General features: G+C 66.5%; 17 protein-coding genes. 11 read left to right on the forward strand and 6 right to left on the reverse strand.

Translation table 11 applies throughout. The features are described 5' to 3' along the window. Nucleotides 1–62 precede the first annotated feature (62 nt). Together QP457_RS06025 and uvrA are read right to left on the reverse strand one after the other, a co-directional pair. Nucleotides 63–470 (reverse strand): thioesterase family protein, encoded by a 408-nt coding sequence (locus QP457_RS06025; RefSeq protein WP_099842121.1) that lies wholly within the window; start codon nucleotides 468–470, stop codon nucleotides 63–65. Then, on the reverse strand, nucleotides 470–3,466 hold the full coding sequence (gene uvrA / locus QP457_RS06030) for an excinuclease ABC subunit UvrA (RefSeq protein WP_205404956.1): 2,997 nt from the start codon (nucleotides 3,464–3,466) through the stop codon (nucleotides 470–472). The genes QP457_RS06025 and uvrA overlap by 1 nt, the downstream gene beginning before the upstream one ends. A 339-nt stretch (nucleotides 3,467–3,805) precedes the next feature. Here uvrA and rplU point away from each other — a divergent pair, with 339 nt between their 5' ends. The 4 genes from rplU to obgE are packed head-to-tail and all read left to right on the forward strand — an operon-like array spanning nucleotide 3,806 to nucleotide 5,631. Next, nucleotides 3,806–4,123, forward strand: a complete 318-nt coding sequence (gene rplU, locus QP457_RS06035; protein WP_004148331.1) for a 50S ribosomal protein L21 — start codon at nucleotides 3,806–3,808, stop codon at nucleotides 4,121–4,123. Between the two features lie 11 nt (nucleotides 4,124–4,134). Continuing rightward, nucleotides 4,135–4,398 carry a 50S ribosomal protein L27 gene (gene rpmA, locus QP457_RS06040; RefSeq protein ID WP_089239574.1) on the forward strand — a complete coding sequence of 88 codons (264 nt, stop codon included), beginning with the start codon at nucleotides 4,135–4,137 and terminating at the stop codon, nucleotides 4,396–4,398. 43 nt (nucleotides 4,399–4,441) lie between these two features. Continuing rightward, nucleotides 4,442–4,579 (forward strand): hypothetical protein, encoded by a 138-nt coding sequence (locus QP457_RS06045; RefSeq protein WP_157804331.1) that lies wholly within the window; start codon nucleotides 4,442–4,444, stop codon nucleotides 4,577–4,579. Then, nucleotides 4,576–5,631, forward strand: a complete 1,056-nt coding sequence (gene obgE, locus QP457_RS06050; RefSeq protein WP_025873852.1) for a GTPase ObgE — start codon at nucleotides 4,576–4,578, stop codon at nucleotides 5,629–5,631. The genes QP457_RS06045 and obgE overlap by 4 nt, the downstream gene beginning before the upstream one ends. A 215-nt stretch (nucleotides 5,632–5,846) precedes the next feature. Here obgE and rpsT read toward each other — a convergent pair whose 3' ends face one another. Next, nucleotides 5,847–6,116, reverse strand: a complete 270-nt coding sequence (gene rpsT / locus QP457_RS06055) for a 30S ribosomal protein S20 (protein WP_025873851.1) — start codon at nucleotides 6,114–6,116, stop codon at nucleotides 5,847–5,849. 116 nt (nucleotides 6,117–6,232) lie between these two features. On the opposite strand from rpsT, the gene murJ reads away from it, so the two are divergent. From murJ to QP457_RS06090, 7 genes are all read left to right on the forward strand, one after another. Beyond that, nucleotides 6,233–7,837 carry a murein biosynthesis integral membrane protein MurJ gene (murJ, locus tag QP457_RS06060; RefSeq protein ID WP_099821027.1) on the forward strand — a complete coding sequence of 535 codons (1,605 nt, stop codon included), beginning with the start codon at nucleotides 6,233–6,235 and terminating at the stop codon, nucleotides 7,835–7,837. Nucleotides 7,838–7,912: 75 nt separating this feature from the next. Continuing rightward, nucleotides 7,913–8,860 (forward strand): bifunctional riboflavin kinase/FAD synthetase, encoded by a 948-nt coding sequence (locus tag QP457_RS06065; protein ID WP_025873849.1) that lies wholly within the window; start codon nucleotides 7,913–7,915, stop codon nucleotides 8,858–8,860. Next, nucleotides 8,857–11,688, forward strand: a complete 2,832-nt coding sequence (gene ileS, locus QP457_RS06070; RefSeq protein ID WP_205404955.1) for an isoleucine--tRNA ligase — start codon at nucleotides 8,857–8,859, stop codon at nucleotides 11,686–11,688. Before QP457_RS06065 ends, ileS begins: the two co-directional genes overlap by 4 nt. Then, nucleotides 11,688–12,212 (forward strand): signal peptidase II, encoded by a 525-nt coding sequence (lspA, locus tag QP457_RS06075; protein ID WP_205404954.1) that lies wholly within the window; start codon nucleotides 11,688–11,690, stop codon nucleotides 12,210–12,212. Before ileS ends, lspA begins: the two co-directional genes overlap by 1 nt. 27 nt (nucleotides 12,213–12,239) lie before the next feature. Then, on the forward strand, nucleotides 12,240–13,190 hold the full coding sequence (ispH, locus tag QP457_RS06080; RefSeq protein ID WP_089239586.1) for a 4-hydroxy-3-methylbut-2-enyl diphosphate reductase: 951 nt from the start codon (nucleotides 12,240–12,242) through the stop codon (nucleotides 13,188–13,190). A 257-nt stretch (nucleotides 13,191–13,447) separates the two neighbouring features. Then, entirely contained in the window at nucleotides 13,448–15,331 is a 1,884-nt protein-coding gene (locus QP457_RS06085) for a M61 family metallopeptidase (RefSeq protein WP_205404953.1), read from the forward strand. After that, nucleotides 15,328–15,993, forward strand: a complete 666-nt coding sequence (locus tag QP457_RS06090; RefSeq protein WP_205404952.1) for a lysoplasmalogenase — start codon at nucleotides 15,328–15,330, stop codon at nucleotides 15,991–15,993. Before QP457_RS06085 ends, QP457_RS06090 begins: the two co-directional genes overlap by 4 nt. 30 nt (nucleotides 15,994–16,023) lie before the next feature. On the opposite strand, the gene QP457_RS06095 is transcribed toward QP457_RS06090, so the two are convergent. Genes QP457_RS06095 through QP457_RS06105 form a run of 3 tightly spaced genes read right to left on the reverse strand, consistent with a single transcriptional unit; the run spans nucleotide 16,024 to nucleotide 20,537 of the window. Continuing rightward, a complete protein-coding gene (locus QP457_RS06095; RefSeq protein ID WP_205404951.1) occupies nucleotides 16,024–16,728 on the reverse strand; it encodes a hypothetical protein in 705 nt (234 codons plus the stop codon). Further along, nucleotides 16,725–17,693, reverse strand: a complete 969-nt coding sequence (locus QP457_RS06100; protein WP_205404950.1) for a hypothetical protein — start codon at nucleotides 17,691–17,693, stop codon at nucleotides 16,725–16,727. The genes QP457_RS06095 and QP457_RS06100 overlap by 4 nt, the downstream gene beginning before the upstream one ends. Before the next feature lie 45 nt (nucleotides 17,694–17,738). Then, nucleotides 17,739–20,537: a TonB-dependent receptor gene (locus QP457_RS06105; protein ID WP_205404949.1), complete on the reverse strand. Its 2,799-nt coding sequence runs from the start codon at nucleotides 20,535–20,537 to the stop codon at nucleotides 17,739–17,741. Nucleotides 20,538–20,544 lie beyond the last annotated feature (7 nt).

Here is a 20,544-nt window from a genome sequence, read left to right on the forward strand (position 1 = left end):
CGGTAGCGCCGGGCCATGCCCGGCGGGCCGGTGCCGACCAAGGTCGGCATCTACCAGATGTGTCAGCTCGACGCGTTGCGGATCGCGTCCGGCAGTGGCGCACTCTTGCCGGTCTGCGTGTCCATCCACACCACCACCACGTTGCCGTCCGAATACAGCTTCGACTCATCCTGCTGGTCGACGATGCGATGACCGATGGTCACGCTGCTGTTGCCCAGGCGCTCGACGAACAGCTCGACCAGGATGTCGTTGGGCCACACGATCGGCAACCGGTAGTTGACGTTGGTGGCAGCCACCACCGGTGCGATGCGGTCGGTCATCGACACGCCTTCCACGCCCAGCATCCAGCGCACGCGCGCCTCTTCCAGGTAGGAGATGTACTTGGCGTTGTTGACGTGGCCCATGCTGTCCATGTCACGCCAGCGCACGCTGATCGGAATGCGGGCCAGGATCTTGTGTTCGCTGCTCATCAGGCGTCCTTCTTCTTCTTGGTGCCGGCCGTGGCGGTCTTGCTGGCCTTGCCGGTGCTCTTGGCGGCGGCGGCCTTCTTGGCCGGCTTCTCGGGCTTCACCTTGCGCGGCGGGCGCGCATCGGGCTTGTTGGCCACGGCGGCGGGCTGGTCCGGTCGCGCATCGGTGGACGGCAGCATCCGGGCGAGGAACTGGCCGGTGTACGAATCCGGGCATGCGGCCACGTCTTCCGGCGTGCCGGTCACCAGGATGGTGCCGCCGCGATGACCGCCTTCCGGACCCAGGTCGACGATCCAGTCCGCGGTTTTGATGACGTCCAGATTGTGCTCGATCACCACCACCGTGTTGCCCTCGTCGCGCAGCTTGTGCAGCACGCCGAGCAGTGCCTCGATGTCGTGGAAGTGCAGGCCGGTGGTCGGCTCGTCGAGGATGTACAGAGTGCGGCCGGTATCGCGGCGCGACAGTTCCTTGGACAGCTTCACGCGCTGCGCTTCACCACCGGACAGCGTGGTCGCGCTCTGGCCCAGCTTGATGTAGCTCAGGCCGACATCGACCAGGGTTTCCAGCTTGCGGGCGATGGACGGTACCGGCTCGAACAGCTTCAACGCATCTTCGACGGTCATTTCCAGCACGTCGTTGATGTTGAAGCCCTTGTACAGGATCTCCAGCGTTTCGCGGTTGTAGCGCTTGCCATGGCAGACGTCGCAGGGCACGTACACGTCCGGCAGGAAGTGCATCTCGACCTTGATCAGGCCATCGCCCTGGCAGGCCTCGCAGCGGCCACCACGCACGTTGAAACTGAAGCGGCCCGGCGAATAACCGCGCGCACGCGATTCGGGCACCTGTGCGAACAGCTCGCGCAGGGGAGTGAACAGACCGGTATAGGTGGCCGGGTTCGAACGCGGGGTGCGGCCGATCGGCGACTGGTCGATGTCCACCACCTTGTCGAACAGGTCCAGGCCATCGATCTCCTTGTAAGGCGCGATCGGGTGCGAGGCGCCGTTGATCTCGTTGGCAGCCAGCGAGAACAGGGTGTCGTTGATCAGGGTCGACTTGCCCGAGCCGGACACGCCGGTCACGCAGGTCAGCAGCCCCGCCGGAATGGCCAGGTCCACGCCTTTCAGGTTGTTGCCGGTGGCACCACGCAGATGCAGCGTCATCTTCGGGTTCGGCTTGTGCCGGCGCGCCGGGATCTTGATCGCGCGCTTGCCCGACAGGTACTGGCCGGTCAGCGAACGCGGTGCATCGAGGAGGTCCTGCAGGCTGCCCTGGCCGACGATCTCGCCGCCATGCACACCCGCGCCCGGCCCGATGTCCAGCACGTAGTCGGCCAGGCGGATCGCATCTTCGTCATGCTCGACCACGATCACCGTGTTGCCGAGGTCGCGCAGGCGGGTGAGGGTGCCCAGCAGGCGCTCGTTGTCGCGCTGGTGCAGGCCGATGGACGGCTCATCGAGCACGTACATCACGCCCACCAGGCCGGCACCGATCTGGCTGGCCAGGCGGATGCGCTGTGCCTCGCCACCGGACAGGGTGTCGGCCTTGCGCTCCAGGGTCAGGTAATCCAGACCCACATCGACCAGGAAGCCGAGACGCTCACCGATCTCCTTGACGATCTTCGCAGCGATCTCGCCGCGCCAGCCCGGCAGGCTCAGTTCGCTGAAGAACTTCAGCGCTTCATCGATCGGCAGCACCACCAGTTCCGGCAGCGGGCGATCGGCCACGAACACGTTGCGCGCGGCCTTGTTCAGGCGTGCGCCGTTGCACTCGGGGCAGGCATGCTCGCTGATGTACTTGCCCAGCTCTTCCTGCACCGCCGCCGACTCGGTTTCCTTGTAGCGGCGTTCGAGGTTGGGAATGATGCCTTCGAAGCGATGCTTGCGCTGGGTGCGGCCACCGGCCTCGGTGAAGTAGGTGAAGGTGATCGCTTCCTCGCCGCTGCCATACAGCACGGCCTGCTGCACCTTGGCCGGCAGCGAGTTCCACGCCGCGTCGGTGTCGAACTTGTAGTGCTTGGCCAGCGAGGCGATCAACTGGAAGTAATAGGCATTGCGGCGATCCCAGCCGCGCACGGCACCGGCAGCCAGCGACAGCTCGGGATGCACCACCACGCGCGAGGGATCGAAGAATTCGGCCATGCCCAGTCCATCGCAACCGGGGCAGGCGCCCATCGGTGCGTTGAACGAGAACAGGCGCGGCTCCAGTTCGGGCAGCGAGTAGTCGCAGACCGGGCAGGAATACTTGGACGAGAACAGGGTAGGGGTCGCACCGGCGTCGTCCAGCGACTGCACCGACGCCATGCCATCACCCAGCTTCAAGGCCGTTTCGAAGCTCTCGGCCAGGCGCTGCTTGATGTCTTCGCGCGGGCGGAAGCGATCGATCACCGCTTCGATGGTGTGCTTCTGGCGTAGTGCCAGCGGCGGCACCGCATCGATTTCGTACAGCTCGCCATCGACGCGCACACGCACGAAACCCTGCGCGCGCAGCTGGTCGAACACCTGTGCGTGCTCGCCCTTGCGGTCGCGGATCACCGGTGCCAGCAGCATGTAGCGCTGTTCCGGGTCCAGCGTCAGCATATGGTCGACCATCTGGCTGACCGTCTGCGCTTCCAGCGGATAGCCGTGGTCGGGGCAACGCGGGGTGCCGACACGTGCGTACAGCAGGCGCAGGTAGTCGTAGATCTCGGTGATCGTGCCGACCGTCGAGCGCGGGTTGTGCGAGGTCGACTTCTGCTCGATCGAGATCGCCGGCGACAGGCCTTCGATATGGTCCAGATCCGGCTTTTCCATCACGCTCAGGAACTGCCGCGCATACGCCGACAGGGACTCGACGTAACGCCGCTGGCCCTCGGCATAGATGGTGTCGAACGCCAGCGATGACTTGCCCGAACCGGACAGGCCGGTGATCACGATCAGTTTGTCGCGAGGCAGGTCGAGGTCGATGTTCTTGAGGTTGTGCGTCCGCGCGCCGCGGATGCGGATGAAATCCATCGCCATGGGGAATCCGGTTGTGGGGGCGTGGCTGGGCCGCCGGGCCAGCGAGAGGGCGGCAATCGGTCAGCCTACCGAGGTGACCAGATGGGGGCAATGGGCGACAATGCCAGCCCGGTGTCTCACCTCGTGAGACCGGCCGACAGCTTTGTGTAGCGCCGAGCCATGCTCGGCTGCGTGACCCCGAACCGTTCAGCCGGGCATGGCTCGGCCCTGCAGGGGGGCGCCCGGGCCGTTCAGGGGGTTGACTTGACCCGTCCCCGATGGTCCACGTACAATTCCGCTCCTGTCCGCCCTCGACGGCGGCAGTCCATAGACCACAATAACTACAGAGGAAGTCTGGTCATGTACGCAGTACTGGTCACCGGCGGTAAGCAATACCGCGTGGCGCAGGGCGAAAAGCTCCGCATTGAAAAGCTCGAAGTCGAAGTCGGCAGCGAGATCAAGTTCGACAACATCCTGCTGCTCGGCGACAGCGATGGCATCAAGATCGGCGACGCCCTGAGCGGCGCTGCGGTCACCGCCACCGTCCTGTCCCAGGGTCGTGCCGACAAGGTCCGGATCATCAAGTTCCGTCGCCGTAAGCACCACATGAAGCGCCAGGGTCACCGTCAGTACTACACCGAAATCGAGATCACCGGCATTGCCGGTGGCAGCAAGTAAGGAGATAGGTCATGGCACATAAAAAAGGCGTAGGCTCTTCGCGCAACGGTCGCGACTCCAACCCGAAGTACCTCGGCGTCAAGATCTTCGGTGGCCAGGCCATCGAAGCCGGCAACATCATCGTGCGTCAGCGCGGCACCCAGTTCCACCCGGGTTCCGGCGTCGGCCTCGGTCGTGACCACACCCTGTTCGCCCTGACGGACGGCAAGGTGGAGTTCACCGTGAAGGGCCCGAAGAAGCGTCGCACTGTCAGCGTCGTCTCGGTCGAAGCCTGATAAGGCAACGGCCGGCGCCCATGCCCCGGCATGGAGGCGCTGCATGAAGAGCCCCGCTTCGGCGGGGCTTTTCGTTGGAATCAATGGTAAAACGGGCATCGCCCGGTTGTCGGCCAGTGGCCGGCACTACATCAAGGTGGCGGCGTGCATGCCGCGCCCATCGCAGGCATCGAAACAATGAAACTGGTAGACGAAGCAGAAATCGAAGTGTTCGCCGGCAACGGCGGCAACGGCTGCATTGGCTTCCGTCGCGAGAAGTTCATTCCGCTCGGCGGCCCGGACGGCGGCGACGGCGGTGCGGGCGGCAGCGTGTGGATCCGCGCCGACGAAAACCTCAACACCCTGGTCGACTTCCGTCATGACCGCATCTTCAAGGCGCAGCGCGGCGAGAACGGCATGGGCCGCCAGGCCTATGGCAAGGGTGGCGAAGACATGGTCATCACCGTGCCGGTCGGCACCGTGATCATCAACGTGGCCACCGATGAAATCATCGGCGACCTGACCCAGCATGGTGACCGCCTGCTGGTGGCCAAGGGTGGCCGCGGCGGCCTCGGCAACATGCATTTCAAGAGCTCCACCAACCGCTCGCCGCGCCAGGCGCTGCCGGGCGAGCCGGGTGAAGAGCGCACGCTGAAGCTGGAGTTGAAGCTGCTGGCCGACGTCGGCCTGCTGGGCTTCCCCAATGCGGGCAAGAGCACCCTGATCCGCGCCGTCTCGGCGGCGACGCCGAAGGTGGCCGATTACCCGTTCACCACGCTGTACCCGAACCTGGGTGTGGTGAAGGTGGAAAACTACCGCAGCTTCGTGATCGCCGACATTCCGGGCCTGATCGAAGGTGCGGCCGACGGTGCCGGCCTGGGCGCGCAGTTTCTGCGCCACCTGCAGCGCACCCGCCTGCTGCTGCACCTCGTCGACATTTCGCCGATGGAAGGTGGTGTGGAAGGCGTTTCCCCGGTCGAGCAGGTGCGTGCCATCGAGCGCGAACTGGAAAAGCACGATCCGGAGCTGCTGGCCAAGCCGCGCTGGCTGGTGCTGAACAAGGCCGACCTGATGTTCGAGGACGAGGCCAAGGCCGCCGCCGAGAAGATCGTGGCCGAGCTGGGCTGGAAGGAGCCGTGGTTCCTGGTGTCCGCACTGGGTCGTGAGGGCACGTTCCCGATCATGAGCCGGATCATGGCGTTCTTCGATCGCCAGAAGGAAGACGAGCTCGAGGCGGCCCGCAACGCGCAGTAATGCCTGTTGCGGTTCCCGCGAAAAAACCCGGCTTCGGCCGGGTTTTTTGTGGGTGCCGCTCTTCTGTAGGGCCGAGCCCATGCTCGGCTGCTGTTCGCGCGGCCAGCCGAGCATGGGCTCGGCTCTACAGAAGCGGAGACTGCAGGCAACAAAAAACCCGGCCGAAGCCGGGCTTTTGCGTGCTGCCGGAGCCGGGGCTCCAGCAACCAACCGGATCAGGCGGCCTGGAGGGCCTTGATGCGGTCGTTCAGGCGGCTCTTGTGGCGAGCAGCCTTGTTCTTGTGGATCAGGCCACGCGCGCTGAAACGATCCAGGATCGGCTGGGCAACGGCGAAGGCGGCTTGAGCGCCGGCGGCATCGTTGGCGTCCAGCGCCTTGATCACTTTCTTGACAGCGGTGCGCAGCATCGAGCGCTGAGCCACGTTGCGCGCGTTGCGCACGACGGTCTGCTTGGCGCGCTTCTTGGCGGACTTGATATTGGCCACGGTGGTGGTTTCCTGAAAAATCGGTGTTATGGGAACAGCAAGCTAGCTAGTATGATGGCGTAAGAAATGTACGTCAAGTCGATTGTCAAGAGGGACGTTGAGTGAGTTCACCCAAGATGTTGCGGGGCCTGCTGTCGTTCAGCAGCATGACCATGGTCTCGCGGGTTCTCGGCCTGGTCCGGGACCAGGTGGTGACCTCGACCTTCGGCACCAACGCCATCACCGATGCTTTCTGGGTCGCCTTCAGGATACCCAATTTCCTGCGCCGGCTGTTCGCCGAGGGCTCCTTTGCCACCGCATTCGTGCCGGTGTTCACCGAGGTGAAGGAAACCCGCAGCCACGCCGAGCTGCGTGAACTGATGGCCCGCACTGCCGGCACCCTGGGCGGCGTGCTGATGCTGGTCACCGCGCTGGCGCTGATCTTCGCGCCGCAGCTGGCGTCGGTCTTCGCCAGTGGCGTCGACACCGACCCTGCCAAGCAGGGCCTGCTGATCGACCTGTTCCGCCTGACCTTCCCGTTCCTGTTGTTCGTCTCGCTGACCGCTCTGGCCGGCGGTGCGCTGAACAGTTTCCAGCGCTTCGCGATGCCGGCGCTGACCCCGGTCATCCTCAACCTGTGCATGATCGCCGGCGCGCTGTGGCTGGCGCCGCGGCTGGGTGGCACACCGGAAAAGCAGATCCTCGCCCTCGGCTGGGCCGTGCTGGCCGCCGGCCTGTTGCAGCTGCTGTTCCAGTTGCCTTCGTTGAAGGGTATCGACCTGCTGACCCTGCCGCGCTGGGGCTGGAACCATCCGGGCGTGCGCAAGGTGATGACGCTGATGGTGCCGACCCTGTTCGGCTCGTCAGTGGCGCAGATCAACCTGCTGCTGGATACCGTCATCGCCGCCAAGCTGACCGATGGCTCGCAGTCCTGGCTGTCGCTGGCCGATCGCTTCCTGGAGCTGCCGCTGGGCGTGTTCGGCGTGGCCCTGGGCACGGTGATCCTGCCGGCACTGGCCCGGCACCACGTCAGCACCGACCGCGAAGGCTTCTCGCGCTCGCTGGACTGGGGCCTGCGCATGACCCTGCTGATCTCGGTGCCGGCCATGCTCGGCCTGCTGCTGCTGGCCGAGCCGCTGATCTCGACGATCTTCCAGCACGGCCAGTTCACCGCCTTCGACACCCGCATGACGGCGCTGTCGGTGTACGGCCTGAGCTTCGGCCTGCCTGCCTTCGCGCTGCTGAAAGTGGTGCTGCCGGCCTTCTACGCGCGGCAGGACACCAAAACGCCGGTGCGTGCCGGTGTCGCCGCGCTGGTGGCCAACATGGTGTTCAACTTCGCCCTGCTGGCGGTGCTGTACCAGGTGATGGTGCCCGATGAGCTGAAGGCGCAGGGAGTGATGGCCGCCCTCGGCAAGCAGCCGGGCCTGCACCTGGCATTGGGCATCGCCAGTGCGCTGTCCAGTTACCTGAACCTGGGTCTGCTCTGGTACTGGCTGGGCAAGACCGATGTCTACCAGCGGCGCCCGGGCTGGGGCGGTTACCTGCTGCGGCTGCTGGTGGCGTGCACGGCGATGGTCGGCGTGCTGCTGGCCCTGCTGTACTGGCTGCCGGGCTTCTCGTCGATGGGCGTGTGGGAACGGATCGGTGCCCTCGGCCTGCTGGTCGGCGGTGGCGGGTTGACCTATCTGCTGGCAATGGTGGCGATGGGCTTCCGTCCGCGCGACCTGCGCGGGCATTGATCGTGGCTCCCGGCGGCTATACTTCAGGGTTACACCATTGAAACGGCGGGCTTGGGCCGGCCGGAACGAGAGTTGATGAGCAGGCTGTTCAGAAGCGTCGAGGGCGGGGAGCTGTTCCCCAACGGAAGCGTGGTCTGCATCGGTGCATTCGACGGCCTCCACCTGGGCCATCGTGCGCTGGTGCGGCACGCGGTCGCGCGTGCGCGCGCCTTGGGTGTGGCTGCGGTGGCGGTGGCCTTCGAACCCCTGCCGCGTGAGTTCTTTGCCCAGGGCACGCCGCCGCCGCGGTTGACCCTGGCCCGCAGCAAGGTCGAGATCCTGCACGAACTGGGCGTCGATGCGATCGGCCTGCTGCGCTTCGACGCGGCGATGGCGGCGATGCCGGCCGAAACCTTCGTGCGCCAGCTGCTGGCCCAGCGCCTGAACGCCCGCGAGGTCTGGATCGGGCCGGAGTTCTGTTTCGGCAACCGCCGCCGTGGCGATCTGGCCCTGCTGCAGGCGCTGGGCGCCGAGCTCGGTTTCAGCGCCGGCGAAATCGAAGCGGTCGACCTGCACGGTGATCGCATCTCCAGCACGCGGATCCGCCAGCTGCTGCAGGAAGGCGACTTCGCCCGCGTCGGCGACCTGCTGGGGCGTCCCTACTCGATCAGCGGGCGGGTGGTGCGCGGGCGTCAGCTCGGCCGTACGCTGGGCTTCCCCACCGCCAACCTGCGGTTCCCGAAGACCCCGGCGTTGTCGGGCATCTACGCGACCTGGGTGCACGGGGTGTTCGACCAGCCGTGGCCGTCGGTGTCCAGTTTCGGTACCCGGCCGACCGTGGACGGCGTGGAGCCGCTGCTGGAAGCGCACCTGTTCGATTTCCAGGGCGACCTGTACGGGCGCCACATCGAAGTGGAATTCGTCGCCAAGCTGCGTGACGAAGAGAAATTCAACGATCTGGCGGCGCTGACCGACCAGATGCACCGCGACGCCGAACAGGCGCGTGCCATCCTTTCCGAACATAGATTGCGAGCCACTGCGTGAGCCAGGACTACAAGACCACCCTCAACCTGCCGGCCACCGAATTCCCGATGCGCGGCGACCTGCCCAAGCGCGAGCCGGGCATTCTGGCGCGCTGGGAAGAGCAGGGGCTCTACCAGCAGCTGCGCGACAACGCCGCCGGCCGCCCGCTGTTCGTGCTGCATGACGGCCCGCCGTACGCCAACGCGCGCATCCACCTGGGCCATGCGGTCAACAAGATCCTCAAGGACATCATCGTCAAGTCGCGCTACCTGGCCGGCTTCGATGCGCCCTACGTGCCGGGTTGGGACTGCCATGGCCTGCCGATCGAAATCGCGGTGGAAAAGAAGTGGGGCAAGGTCGGGGTGAAGCTCGATGCGGTCGAGTTCCGGCAGAAGTGCCGCGAGTTCGCCGAGGAACAGATCGACATCCAGCGTGCCGACTTCAAGCGCCTGGGCGTCACCGGCGACTGGGACAACCCGTACAAGACCCTGAGCTTCGATTTCGAGGCCAACGAGATCCGCGCGCTGTCCAAGATCGTGGCCAACGGCCATCTGCTGCGCGGCGCCAAGCCGGTGTACTGGTGCTTCGACTGCGGTTCGGCGCTGGCCGAAGCCGAGATCGAGTACCACGAGAAGACCTCGCCGGCGATCGACGTGGCCTACGCCGCACGTGATGCGCAGGCGATGGCGCAGGCGTTCGGTGTCAGCCTGCCGGCTGACGTGGAAGTGGCCGTGCCGATCTGGACCACCACTCCGTGGACGCTGCCGGCCTCGCTGGCGGTGTCGCTGGGCGCGGACATCCGCTACGTGCTGGCCGAAGGCCCGGCGCACAACGGCAAGCGCCGTTGGCTGGTGCTGGCTGCCGCGCTGGCCGAGCGTTCGCTGCAGCGCTACGGCGTGGACGCGGTGGTGCTGCACGGTGAAGCCGAAGGTTCGGCGCTGGAAAACCAGCTGCTGGCGCACCCGTTCTACCCGGAGCGCGAGATCCTCGTGCTCAACGGCGAACACGTGTCCGATGAGGACGGTACCGGTGCGGTGCACACTGCGCCCGGCCACGGCCAGGAAGACTACGTGGTCAGCCAGAAGTATGGCTTGCTGGACAAGTACAACGCCGGTCAGATCACGCCGATCGACGGCCGTGGCGTCTACCTGGAATCGACCCCGCCGGCCGGCGACGTGGTGCTGGCTGGCCAGCACCTGTGGAAGGCGCAGGAGGCGATCGTGCAGGTGCTGCGCGACAGCGGCGCGCTGCTGGCCTTCGTCGAGATCCGCCACAGCTACCCGCACTGCTGGCGGCACAAGACGCCGGTGGTGTTCCGCGCCACCCCGCAGTGGTTCATCTCGATGGACAAGGCCAACCTGCGCAACGATGCGCTGGCAGCCATCGACACCGTCGGCTGGTTCCCGAGCTGGGGCAAGGCGCGCATCCAGAGCATGGTCGATGGCCGCCCGGACTGGACGATCTCGCGCCAGCGCACCTGGGGCGTGCCGATCGCACTGTTCACCCACCGCCAGACCGGCGAGATCCACCCGCGTTCGGTGGAGCTGATGCAGCAGGTGGCCGACCGCGTTGAAGCCGAAGGCATCGACGTGTGGTACTCGCTGGACGCGGCCGAACTGCTGGGCGCCGAAGCGGCCGACTACGAGAAGGTCACCGACATCCTCGATGTCTGGTTCGATTCCGGCGTGACCCATGAGGCGGTGTTGGCCGCACGTGGCTTCGGCAAGCCGGCCGACCTGTACCTGGAAGGCTCCGACCAGCATCGCGGCTGGTTCCAGTCCTCGCTGCTGACCGGCGTGGCCATCGACAAGCGCGCGCCGTACAAGCAGTGCCTCACCCACGGTTTCACCGTGGACGAGCACGGCCGCAAGATGTCCAAGTCGCTGGGCAACGGCATCGAGCCGCAGGAAATCATGAACAAGCTGGGCGCGGACATCCTGCGCCTGTGGATCGCCTCGGCCGACTACAGCAACGAGATGTCGCTGTCGCAGGAAATCCTCAAGCGCACCGCCGACGCCTACCGTCGCCTGCGCAACACCGCCCGCTTCCTGCTGGGCAACCTGGACGGTTTCGATCCGGCCCAGCACCTGCGCCCGCTCAACGAGATGGTCGCGCTGGACCGCTGGATCGTGCATCGCGCCTGGGAGCTGCAGGAGAAGATCAAGGCGGCGTATGACAACTACGACATGGCCGAGATCGTGCAGCTGCTGCTGAACTTCTGCAGCGTGGACCTGGGTTCGCTGTACCTGGACGTGACCAAGGACCGCCTGTACACGATGCCGACCGATTCGGACGGTCGTCGTTCGGCGCAGAGCGCGATGTACCACATCGCCGAAGCGTTCACCCGCTGGGTGGCGCCGATCCTGACCTTCACCGCCGACGAGCTGTGGGGTTACCTGCCGGGTGACCGTGCCGGCCACGTGCTGTTCACCACCTGGTACGAGGGCCTGGCTCCGCTGCCGGCCGAGGCGCAGCTCAACGCTGCCGACTTCGACCAGCTGCTGGCCGTGCGCGAACAGGTGGCCAAGGTGCTGGAGCCGATGCGCGCCAATGGTGCGATCGGTGCCGCGCTGGAAGCGGAGATCACCATCGCCGCCAGCGAAGAGCAGGCCGCACGCTGGCAGCCGCTGGCCGATGAACTGCGTTTCCTGTTCATCAGCGGTGACGTGCAGGTGCGCCCGGCGACCACCGACGAGGTGTTCGTCAGCGCGCAGCCGACGCAGAAGTCCAAGTGCGTGCGCTGCTGGCACCACCGTGCCGACGTTGGCAGCAATGCCGACCACCCGGAACTGTGTGGCCGCTGCGTGACCAACATCGCCGGTGCCGGCGAAGTGCGGAGCTGGTTCTGATGGCCGCCCCGCGCCCGTATCCGAACGCACTGATCTGGCTGCTGCTGTCGGCAGTCATCATCGGCCTGGACCAGTGGTCGAAGGCCTGGGTGCTGTCGAGCCTGCCGGAGTTCCAGCCGGTGGTGGTCATCGACGGCTTCTGGAACTGGTACCGCACCTACAACACCGGTGCGGCGTTCAGCTTCCTGAGCGACGCCGGTGGCTGGCAGAAGCATTTCTTCACCGTGCTGGCGATCGCCATCAGCGGCCTGATGGCCTGGTGGCTGCGCGCTACCGCCCGTGGCAACTGGAAGGCCGCCGTGCCTTATGCGCTGATCATCGGCGGTGCGATCGGCAACGTGATCGACCGCCAGGTGCATGGCCACGTAGTGGATTTCATCCAGTGGTACGTCGGCGAGCATGTCTGGCCGTCGTTCAACATCGCCGATTCGGCCATCGTGGTGGGTGCCATCGGCATCGCCCTGTTCGGCCTGTTCGACGGCAAGTCCGCCAAAAAGGCGGATAATGCCAACCCGAAACCGTAAGCCGGCCGCTGCCGGGAGACTGAACTGATGGATGTGCTGCTCGCCAACCCGCGTGGTTTCTGTGCCGGTGTCGATCGTGCGATCGAGATCGTCAAGCGCGCGATCGAAACGCTCGGCGCGCCCATCTATGTCCGCCATGAAGTGGTGCACAACCGCTTCGTGGTCGATGACCTGAAGCAGCGCGGCGCGATCTTCGTCGAAGAACTCGACGAAGTGCCGGACAACAACACCGTCATCTTCAGCGCCCACGGTGTTTCCCAGGCCGTGCGCCTGGAAGCCGAGCGTCGTGGCCTGAAAGTGTTCGACGCCACCTGTCCGCTGGTGACCAAGGTTCATTTCGAAGTCGCCCGTCACTGCCGTGCCGGCCGTGACGTGGTGCTGATCGGCCATGCCGGCCATCCGGAAGTGGAAGGCACGATGGGGCAGTGGAACCGCGAAGCGGGCACCGGCCAGATCTATCTGGTCGAGGACGTGGAGCAGGTGGCCACGCTGCAGATCAACCAGCCGGAAAACTTCGCCTACACCACCCAGACCACGCTGTCGGTCGACGACACGCGCGGCATCATCGAAGCCATGCGCGCGCGCTTCCCGGCGATGCAGGGGCCGAAGAACGACGACATCTGCTACGCCACGCAGAACCGCCAGGACGCCGTGCGCGATCTGGCCAAGCGCTGTGACCTGGTGCTGGTGGTCGGTTCGCCGAACAGCTCCAACTCCAACCGTCTGAGCGAGCTGGCCCGCCGTGAAGGCGTGGAGAGCTACCTGATCGACGGTGCCCACGAGATCGACCCGGCCTGGGTGCTCGGCAAGCAGCATATCGGCGTGACCGCCGGTGCGTCGGCGCCGCAGGTGCTGGTCGATGGCGTGCTGGCGCGTCTGGCCGAGCTGGGGGCTTCCGGCATCGGTGAGCTGGACGGCGAGCCGGAATCGATGGTGTTCGCGCTGCCGAAGGAACTGCGCCTGCGCCTGGTCGACTGACCGATAGCGCTACGGGTGGGTGCGAACCTTGGTTCGCACGGCTTCGGGATGCATGCCATCCAGGCATGGCGTGGATCTACCCTGTACTCCGCTTTCCAGTAGATCCACGCCATGCGTGGATGCGGTCCGCCCTCGATGTCGCTGCGGTGAGGCTTTGCTGCATCAGGTCGATGCACTGACAACCATGACCTTCGGCCATGGGGCTCGGCACCGCACAGGCCTAGCATCGAGGAATCCTCTGCTGCTGGAACCTGCCGATGAAAACCCGTGCCCTGGTGATGTCCGTGCTGTTCGCGCTGGCGGCCACGCCCGCGCTGGCGCAGACCCCGCCACCGGGTGATGCCGCCGCCCAGGGCCTGCTGCGCATCGATGTCGACGCGCGCGACCTGGCCCGGCGCATCTTCAAGGTCACCGCCACCGTGCCGGCCAAGCCCGGTCCGCTGACCCTGCTGTACCCGCAGTGGATTCCCGGCAACCATTCGCCCACTGGCCCCATCGACAAGCTCGCCGGCCTGCGGGTGACCGCCAACGGCAAGCCGTTGGCCTGGCAGCGTGACCAGTTCAACGTGTACGCGTTCAAGGTGGAAGTGCCGGCCGGGGTGAGCGAGATCGTCGCCCACTTCGATTTCCTGTCTTCGCAGGGTGGAAGCCAGGGCCGGGTGGTGATGACCCCGGAAATGCTCAACCTGCAGTGGAACGCCAATTCGCTGTATCCGGCCGGCGTGGACGCGCGCAACCTGCAGGCGCAGGCGAGCGTGACGCTGCCCAAGGGCTGGGCCTATGCCACTGCGCTGGAAACCGCGCGCCGCGATGGCGACACCGTGGTGTTCAAGCCGATCTCCTATGACCACCTGGTCGACTCGCCGTTGTTTGCCGGCGAGCATCACCAGCGCATCGACCTCGATCCCGGTGCAAAGGCGCCGGTGCATCTGAACGTGTTCGCCGACGATGCCAAATCGCTGAAGCCAACCGATGCGCAGCTGAAGGCGCATCGCGCGCTGGTGCAGCAGGCCGACAAGCTGTACGGTGCGCGCCACTACGATCACTACGAATTCCTGCTTGCGCTGACCGATCGTCTCGGCGGCATCGGCCTGGAACACCATCGCTCCAGCGAGAACAGTGCCGACCCGGGCTACTTCACCGAGTGGGACAGCAATGCCTGGATGCGTGACCTGCTGCCGCATGAGTACACCCATTCCTGGAACGGCAAGTACCGTCGCGGTGCCGACCTGGCCACGGCCAACTTCAATACACCGATGGGCGACAGCCTGCTGTGGGTGTACGAAGGCCAGACCCAGTTCTGGGGCCAGGTGCTGGCCGCGCGTTCCGGGCTGTGGACCACTGAGCAGGCGCGCGACATGCTGGCGAACGTGGCGGCAACCTATGACCGCGGCCGCCCGGGCCTGGCTTGGCGCCCGCTGCAGGACACGACCAACGACCCGACCATCGCCCAGCGCCGCACGTTGCCGTACCGCAATTACCAGATGAGCGAAGACTACTACTCCGGCGGGCAGATGCTGTGGCTGGAGGTGGAGGGCAAGCTGCGTGGGCTGACCGGCAACCGTCGCAGCCTGGATGATTTCGCGCGTGCCTTCTTTGGCGTTGGCAACGGCGATTGGGACGTCAATCCGTACACCTTCGATGACGTGGTGGCGACTCTCAACGGCATCGCGCCGTACGACTGGGCCAGTTTCCTGCGCCAGCGCCTGGACGGGCACGGATCGCTGACCGGCGGCCTGGAACTGGCGGGCTGGAAGCTGGTCTACCGCGATGCGCCGAACGAGGCCTACAAGGCACAGGAAAAACGCGCGAAGGCAGCGCTGCTGGCGTACTCGCTGGGCGCGACGGTGCTCGACAGTGGCGTGGTCGGCGATGTGGTCTGGGACAGCCCGGCGTTCAATGCCGGCCTGGCGCCGGGCATGAAGGTGATCGCCGTTGGCGGTCGCGAATACAGCAGCCAGCGCTTGAAGGATGCGGTGGCTGCAGCGGCCACTGACAAGGCGCCGATCACGCTGTTGGTCAAACAGTTCGACCGCATCGATACGATGAAGATCGACTACCACGGCGGCTTGCAGTACCCGGTGCTGGAACGCATCAGCGGCCGCCCGGACCGCCTTGCCGAACTGTGGAAGGCGCGATGAGCCTGCGGACGCGCGACGGGGTGATCCTGGTGGTGGCCGTGCTGGCCATCGTCGGCGCCTACCTGGACGGCGACGGGCGTTGGCTGCACTGGTTGGCCAAGCCGGCAACCACGCTGCTGATCGCCGCCATCGCCTGGCAGGCGCGGCCGGTGGCGGATGCGTTCTACCGGCGCGCGGTGCTGGCCGGCATGCTGTTGTCCTGCGTGGGCGATATCGCGCTGATGCTGCCGATCGACGCGTTCGTGCCCGGCCTGGTTGCCTTCCTGCTGGCGCATCTGTGCTACATCGCCGCGTTCCGTGCCGGCCTGCGCGCGGGTCGCGGACTGCTTGCTGCGTTCGTGCTGCTTGCTGCATTCGCTTCGATCAACGTCGCCAGCCTGTGGCCGCATCTGCCGCTGCCGATGCGCCTTCCGGTGCTGGCCTACGTCGTGGTGCTGGCCGCCATGGCAGTGCTGGCGCTGGCGCGTTACTGGAAGCGGCCGCACGCCGATGCGCTGGAAGCGGGCAGTGCGCGTTGGGCCGCCGGTGGTGCACTGCTGTTCGTGGCCAGCGATTCATTGCTGGCATGGGATCGCTTCGGCGGCGGCCTGCCGTTGGCCAGCCTGCTGGTGCTGTCCACGTACTACGCCGCGCAGTACGCCATCGCCCGCTCGGTGAGATAGTAGAAAAGGGGACGGAGGGGTCCCCTTTTTCTACTGCAGATTGCCCCTGGCGTCGTAACGCAGGCGCACGGTCTGGCGGTCGCCGGCCACTTCATCCGGCAACCACACCAGCTTGCCGCCCTTGCGGATGACCACATACACATGGCCGACCTGGGCCGGCGTACGCATCAGTGCATTGCGCTGTTGCTGCAGGGCCTGCGTCACCCGTGGCACGGCATCGAAATCGATGTTGGCCAGTGCGGTGCTGCTGCGGCGCAGGCTGATGGTCGGCGCGAACTGTTGCGGATTCACCGCATCGCCCTTGCGCCACTGCCCGCGTTGGTAGTGGTAACCATCCACGTGGCCCGGCTGCTGTGGATCGACCAGGTCGATGTCGATGCGGCCGTCGTCATGGAAGTGGATGCTGTGGAAGACGACCAGGCGTTCGCCGGCCAGTCCGGGCATTGCCTCCAGCGCCTGCCGTGCAGCCTGCAGGCGCTCGGCGTCGAGCAGCAGGTTCGGCCGCGTGCGCCCGGGCGCCTGCATCGGTTCGAAAGCCGCCCGTGGCGTTGCGATGGCCGTGGTACGCAATGGTTGTTCCCAGGGGTGTTGCTGCGTTGCATCCGCAGGCGCGGTCGATGCGGCGCCGCGCAGGGTCGCATCGACGGTCTGTAGTGCACCGCCCGCCGTGGCGACACCGGCCAGGGCAAGCACCACGCCAGCGAACACCAGCGGTGTGGAGACGGGCCGCTTCACGCGTGCTCCATGCGCACGCTACGGCGATCATCCGGGTCGTACAGGATGTCGACCTGCCCGCGAGGAATGTTGGCCAGGTCGAGCAGCGCAACGAAGCGACGCACGCTGGCCTGCTGCACGTTGCCCTCGCGGTCGAGGTATTCCAGCTGGAACTCCACCTGCGGTTGTTCGTTGACGTAGGTGCCGGTCTGGCGCACGTCGAGCACCCGCGCTTCGGCGCCGATACCGCGGTACTTGAGCGCTTCGCCGCGCGCGTCGATCTGCAGTGTGCCGGCCAGCAGTCGCGCCAGCAGGCGCAGGCCGATCAGGTAGCTGCACAGCACCAGCGGGCAGATCAGCAGTGGATGACCGAAACCCAGGAACGTCCAACCCATTCCATCGTTTTGCAGGCGATAGGCCATGGCGTACGCGGCAGCGACCGCGACGATGCCGACGAGACCGCCGATGGCGCGGCGCCACAGGCTGGCGCGGTCCAGTTCCGGTTGCGCGCCTTCCAGCATCAGATTGGGCGATGTGCCCGGCGTGCGGCTGAGCAGCACATCCAGCTGTCTGCCCACGGCAAAGCGTTGCAGCTGTGGCTTGCTGTCGACCACGACCAGCGTTTCGGTGATCGGCGTGCCGGACAGGTTGTCGAAGGCCAGTTGCAGCCGCCACTGCGCGAAGCCACGCACCTGCACGCCGGTCTGTTCGGCCTGCTCGATGCGCGCGCTGCGTGGCTCGCCGTCGGCGAGGATGCTGCGCACGCGTTGCAATGCACGCGGTGGCGCCAGCAGCAGGTAATGCAGGAAGGCATAAAGCAGCACCAGCCACAGCGCGAGCGACGTCGCCAACAGGCCCAGCGCCAGCCAGGGCGCGCTGCGGTCGCCCGCTTCCAGCGGCCAGCTGGTGCCGAAGTAGAGCAGGCAGGGGAAGGGCAGCGCGAAGAACAGCATGAGCGCGCCCAGGAACCAGAGATAGGCTTTCATGACTCGCCTTCGACGCCGTGGAACAGGCGGCGTAGGGTACTACGCTCAGCGGAATTGCAGGGTCAGCAGGTAGTAGCGCCCAAGTGGATCGTCCAGCCCGGGCATCTGCCCGCCGCTGCCGACCAGATGGTTCACCGGCCGCGTATCAAGCAGGTTGTGCACGTCCAGTGCGGCAATCACGCGCGGGCTCAGCCGGCGCGCCAGGTGCAGGTTCCAGCGCAGCTGCGCGGGGTTCATGCAGAGGCGCTGGTCATGCTGCTCCTGCGTGCATGCTTCACCGGCCAGCCATGCGCGGGTGCGGCCGACGCGGTTGCCACGCAGGGCGATGTCCCAGAAAGGGTTCTGCCACTGCACGTTGAGGATGCCCGCGTTCGCCGGCGTGGCATGCCCGCGCAGGTCCACCGATTCGCCATGGCTGCGATCGCGGCGCAGCTCCTGCTGCTTCAACGCATCCAGCGAGAACAACCACTGCCCGTTGCGGCCGGCATCCACCCGGTACTCGCCACGCAGTACCCAGTTACGCGAGGTGGTGCGGCCGATGTTGTCGAATGACAGGCGAAGATCACGCAGGCGGCCCTGCTCATCCAGCTCCCAGGTACCGGGATTCCACAGGGCGTCGCTGGGTTGCAGGGCGAGGATCTCGTTGCGCAGTTCAACGATGTTGTGGGTCAGCGACAGCGAGAACGCATCATTCGGAGTCCAGCTGGCGGCCAGCGAGTGGCTGCGCGAAGTCTCGGCTTTCAGCGCATCGTTCTCGACCACCTCTACTTCCACCGCGCAGCCACCACCACGCAGGGGGCGCGCGCACGGCGGAAGGGAAGCCGATGCGGGCAGGGGATACAGGCCGAAGTAGCCCGGCGGTCGCCGCCGCTCGAAGATGCTGGGCGCGCGGTAGCCGCGGCCACTCGCCAGCAGGAACGACCAGTGCGGGCTCGGGCTCCAGCGCAGGCCGGCACGCGGCGAAAATGCAGTGTCACCGCCATCGCGGTCCAGCCGCGCGGCCACGTCCAGGCGCAGCGTCGGCGCCAACGGCAGGCCCAGTTCGGCGTAGGCGGCATTGCTCTGCCGCGTCAGCCGGCGCTGCTCCATCGGCAGGCCCAGCGCCAGCTCGCCCTTGCCCAGCAGCGGGTCAGGCAACGACGTCCAGCGCTCGCGGCGCAGATCGATGCCGGTCGCCAGTTGTGCTGCACCACCGGGCAGTGTCATCAGGGTGCGCTGCATGCCCCACCAGCCCTGCCACTGTTCGGTACGTCCGCGGTTGTGGATGGCCGGGAACAGTTCCTCTGCCAGCCCCGGCGGCAGGGTGGAAAAGCCGGGCAGGAAGTCCAGCGTGCGTGCGGCGTCCAGCAGGCGTTCACTGCGCACGGTGCCTTCGGTGCGCAGGTCCACCTGGCTGCGCTGCGCGCTGAGGCCGGCATCCCAGCTGCGACCGGCACGCTCACGGCCCATGCCGAAACTGATGTCGCCTTCGGTGGCATGCACGCGCGGGCGTACTTCGCCGCCTTCCTGCAGCACCACGTTGAGGATCGCGCCACGGTTGAAATTGAGGGCGACGGCAGTCGGGCCCAGTTCAAAGCGCTGGCGGTTGTGGCTGGCGCGTGCTTCCACATAGGCGTAGCGTCCGTCACCGCGTTCGTGGCGATAGCGCAGGTAGCCGGACAGTGTTTCCGATGCCGGCTGCAGCGAGCGCGGGCGGGCGTTGTCGAACCAGCAGCCGTCGTCTTCGCGCTGCAGCGGCGGATGGCACTGCGTGGCCGGGTAGTAATCGCCGTTGCCCAGGATCAACCCGATCGGGTACAGCGAGGTTTCCGCATGCCAGTCGCGCTGGTCACCGGCCACATGCTGCAGGCGGTGCAGGTCGACGCCGGCGAACCAGCGGTCGCCGCCTTCGCGCACGCCACCTGTTGCCGCCTGCAGCCGGTACTGATCGCCGTCGCCACGGCTGCTGACACCCGACTGCAGCGTAGCTTCCGGGCCCTCGGCCTGGTCACGCAGGATGATGTTGACTACGCCGGACATCGCATCGGCGCCGTAGATGGCCGACGCGCCGCCACGCACCAGCTCGATGCGCTCGACGAAGCTGAGCGGAATGCCACCCAGATCGGTCAGCCCGCCTTCTTCCAGCGAGACCATCGGATAGCGCGGCAGGCGCCGGCCATTGACCAGGAACAGGGTCGCGCGCGGGCCCATGCCATCCAGGCTGGTGGTGGCCGCTGCGCCGACCGGCAGGTACAGCGAATCGCCACTGCGCGAGGTGCTCAGTGGCGGGTGGCCGTTCATGCCGGGCAGGTGGCGCAACAGGTCGAACAGCGTGCCGTAGCCGCTGCGCAGGATGTCTTCGCGGTCGATCACCGTTACCGGCAGCGTGGTCTGCACGGAGGTGCGCGGCAACCGGCTGCCGGTGACATGGATCGGAGCCATTTCCACCTGCACCGGCTTCGGTGGCGCTGGCGGCGGTGGCCGCCGTACCGGCTGCGCAACCACATCGGGTGGCGCAGCATGCCGGCGCACCACGAATCCGCCGCTGGGCGTCTGCAGGATGTTCACCGGCATGCCGGCGACCAGCTGCTTCAGTGCGGTGGCGGGCGCCAGCGAGCCGGCGACGCCGCTGGTGCGCAGGTCCGCCAGTTCACGTGCGTCGAACACCAGGGCGATGCCGCTCTGGCGCGCCCATTGCTGCAGTGCCGGCGACAGGGCGCCGGGAGCGATCCGGTAGTCGACCTGGGTGACCGCCTCGGCAGCGCCTGTCGTTGCCGCCAAACCGGGCACCAGAACAACGCACAGCAGGGCCTGCAGCAGGCCCCACCGAATCGCGTCCCAACGAAGCACACCCGGCGCCGGCATCGGCCGC

It is taken from the genome of Stenotrophomonas sp. As-7, assembly GCF_030291015.1.
GTDB lineage: Bacteria > Pseudomonadota > Gammaproteobacteria > Xanthomonadales > Xanthomonadaceae > Stenotrophomonas > Stenotrophomonas lactitubi.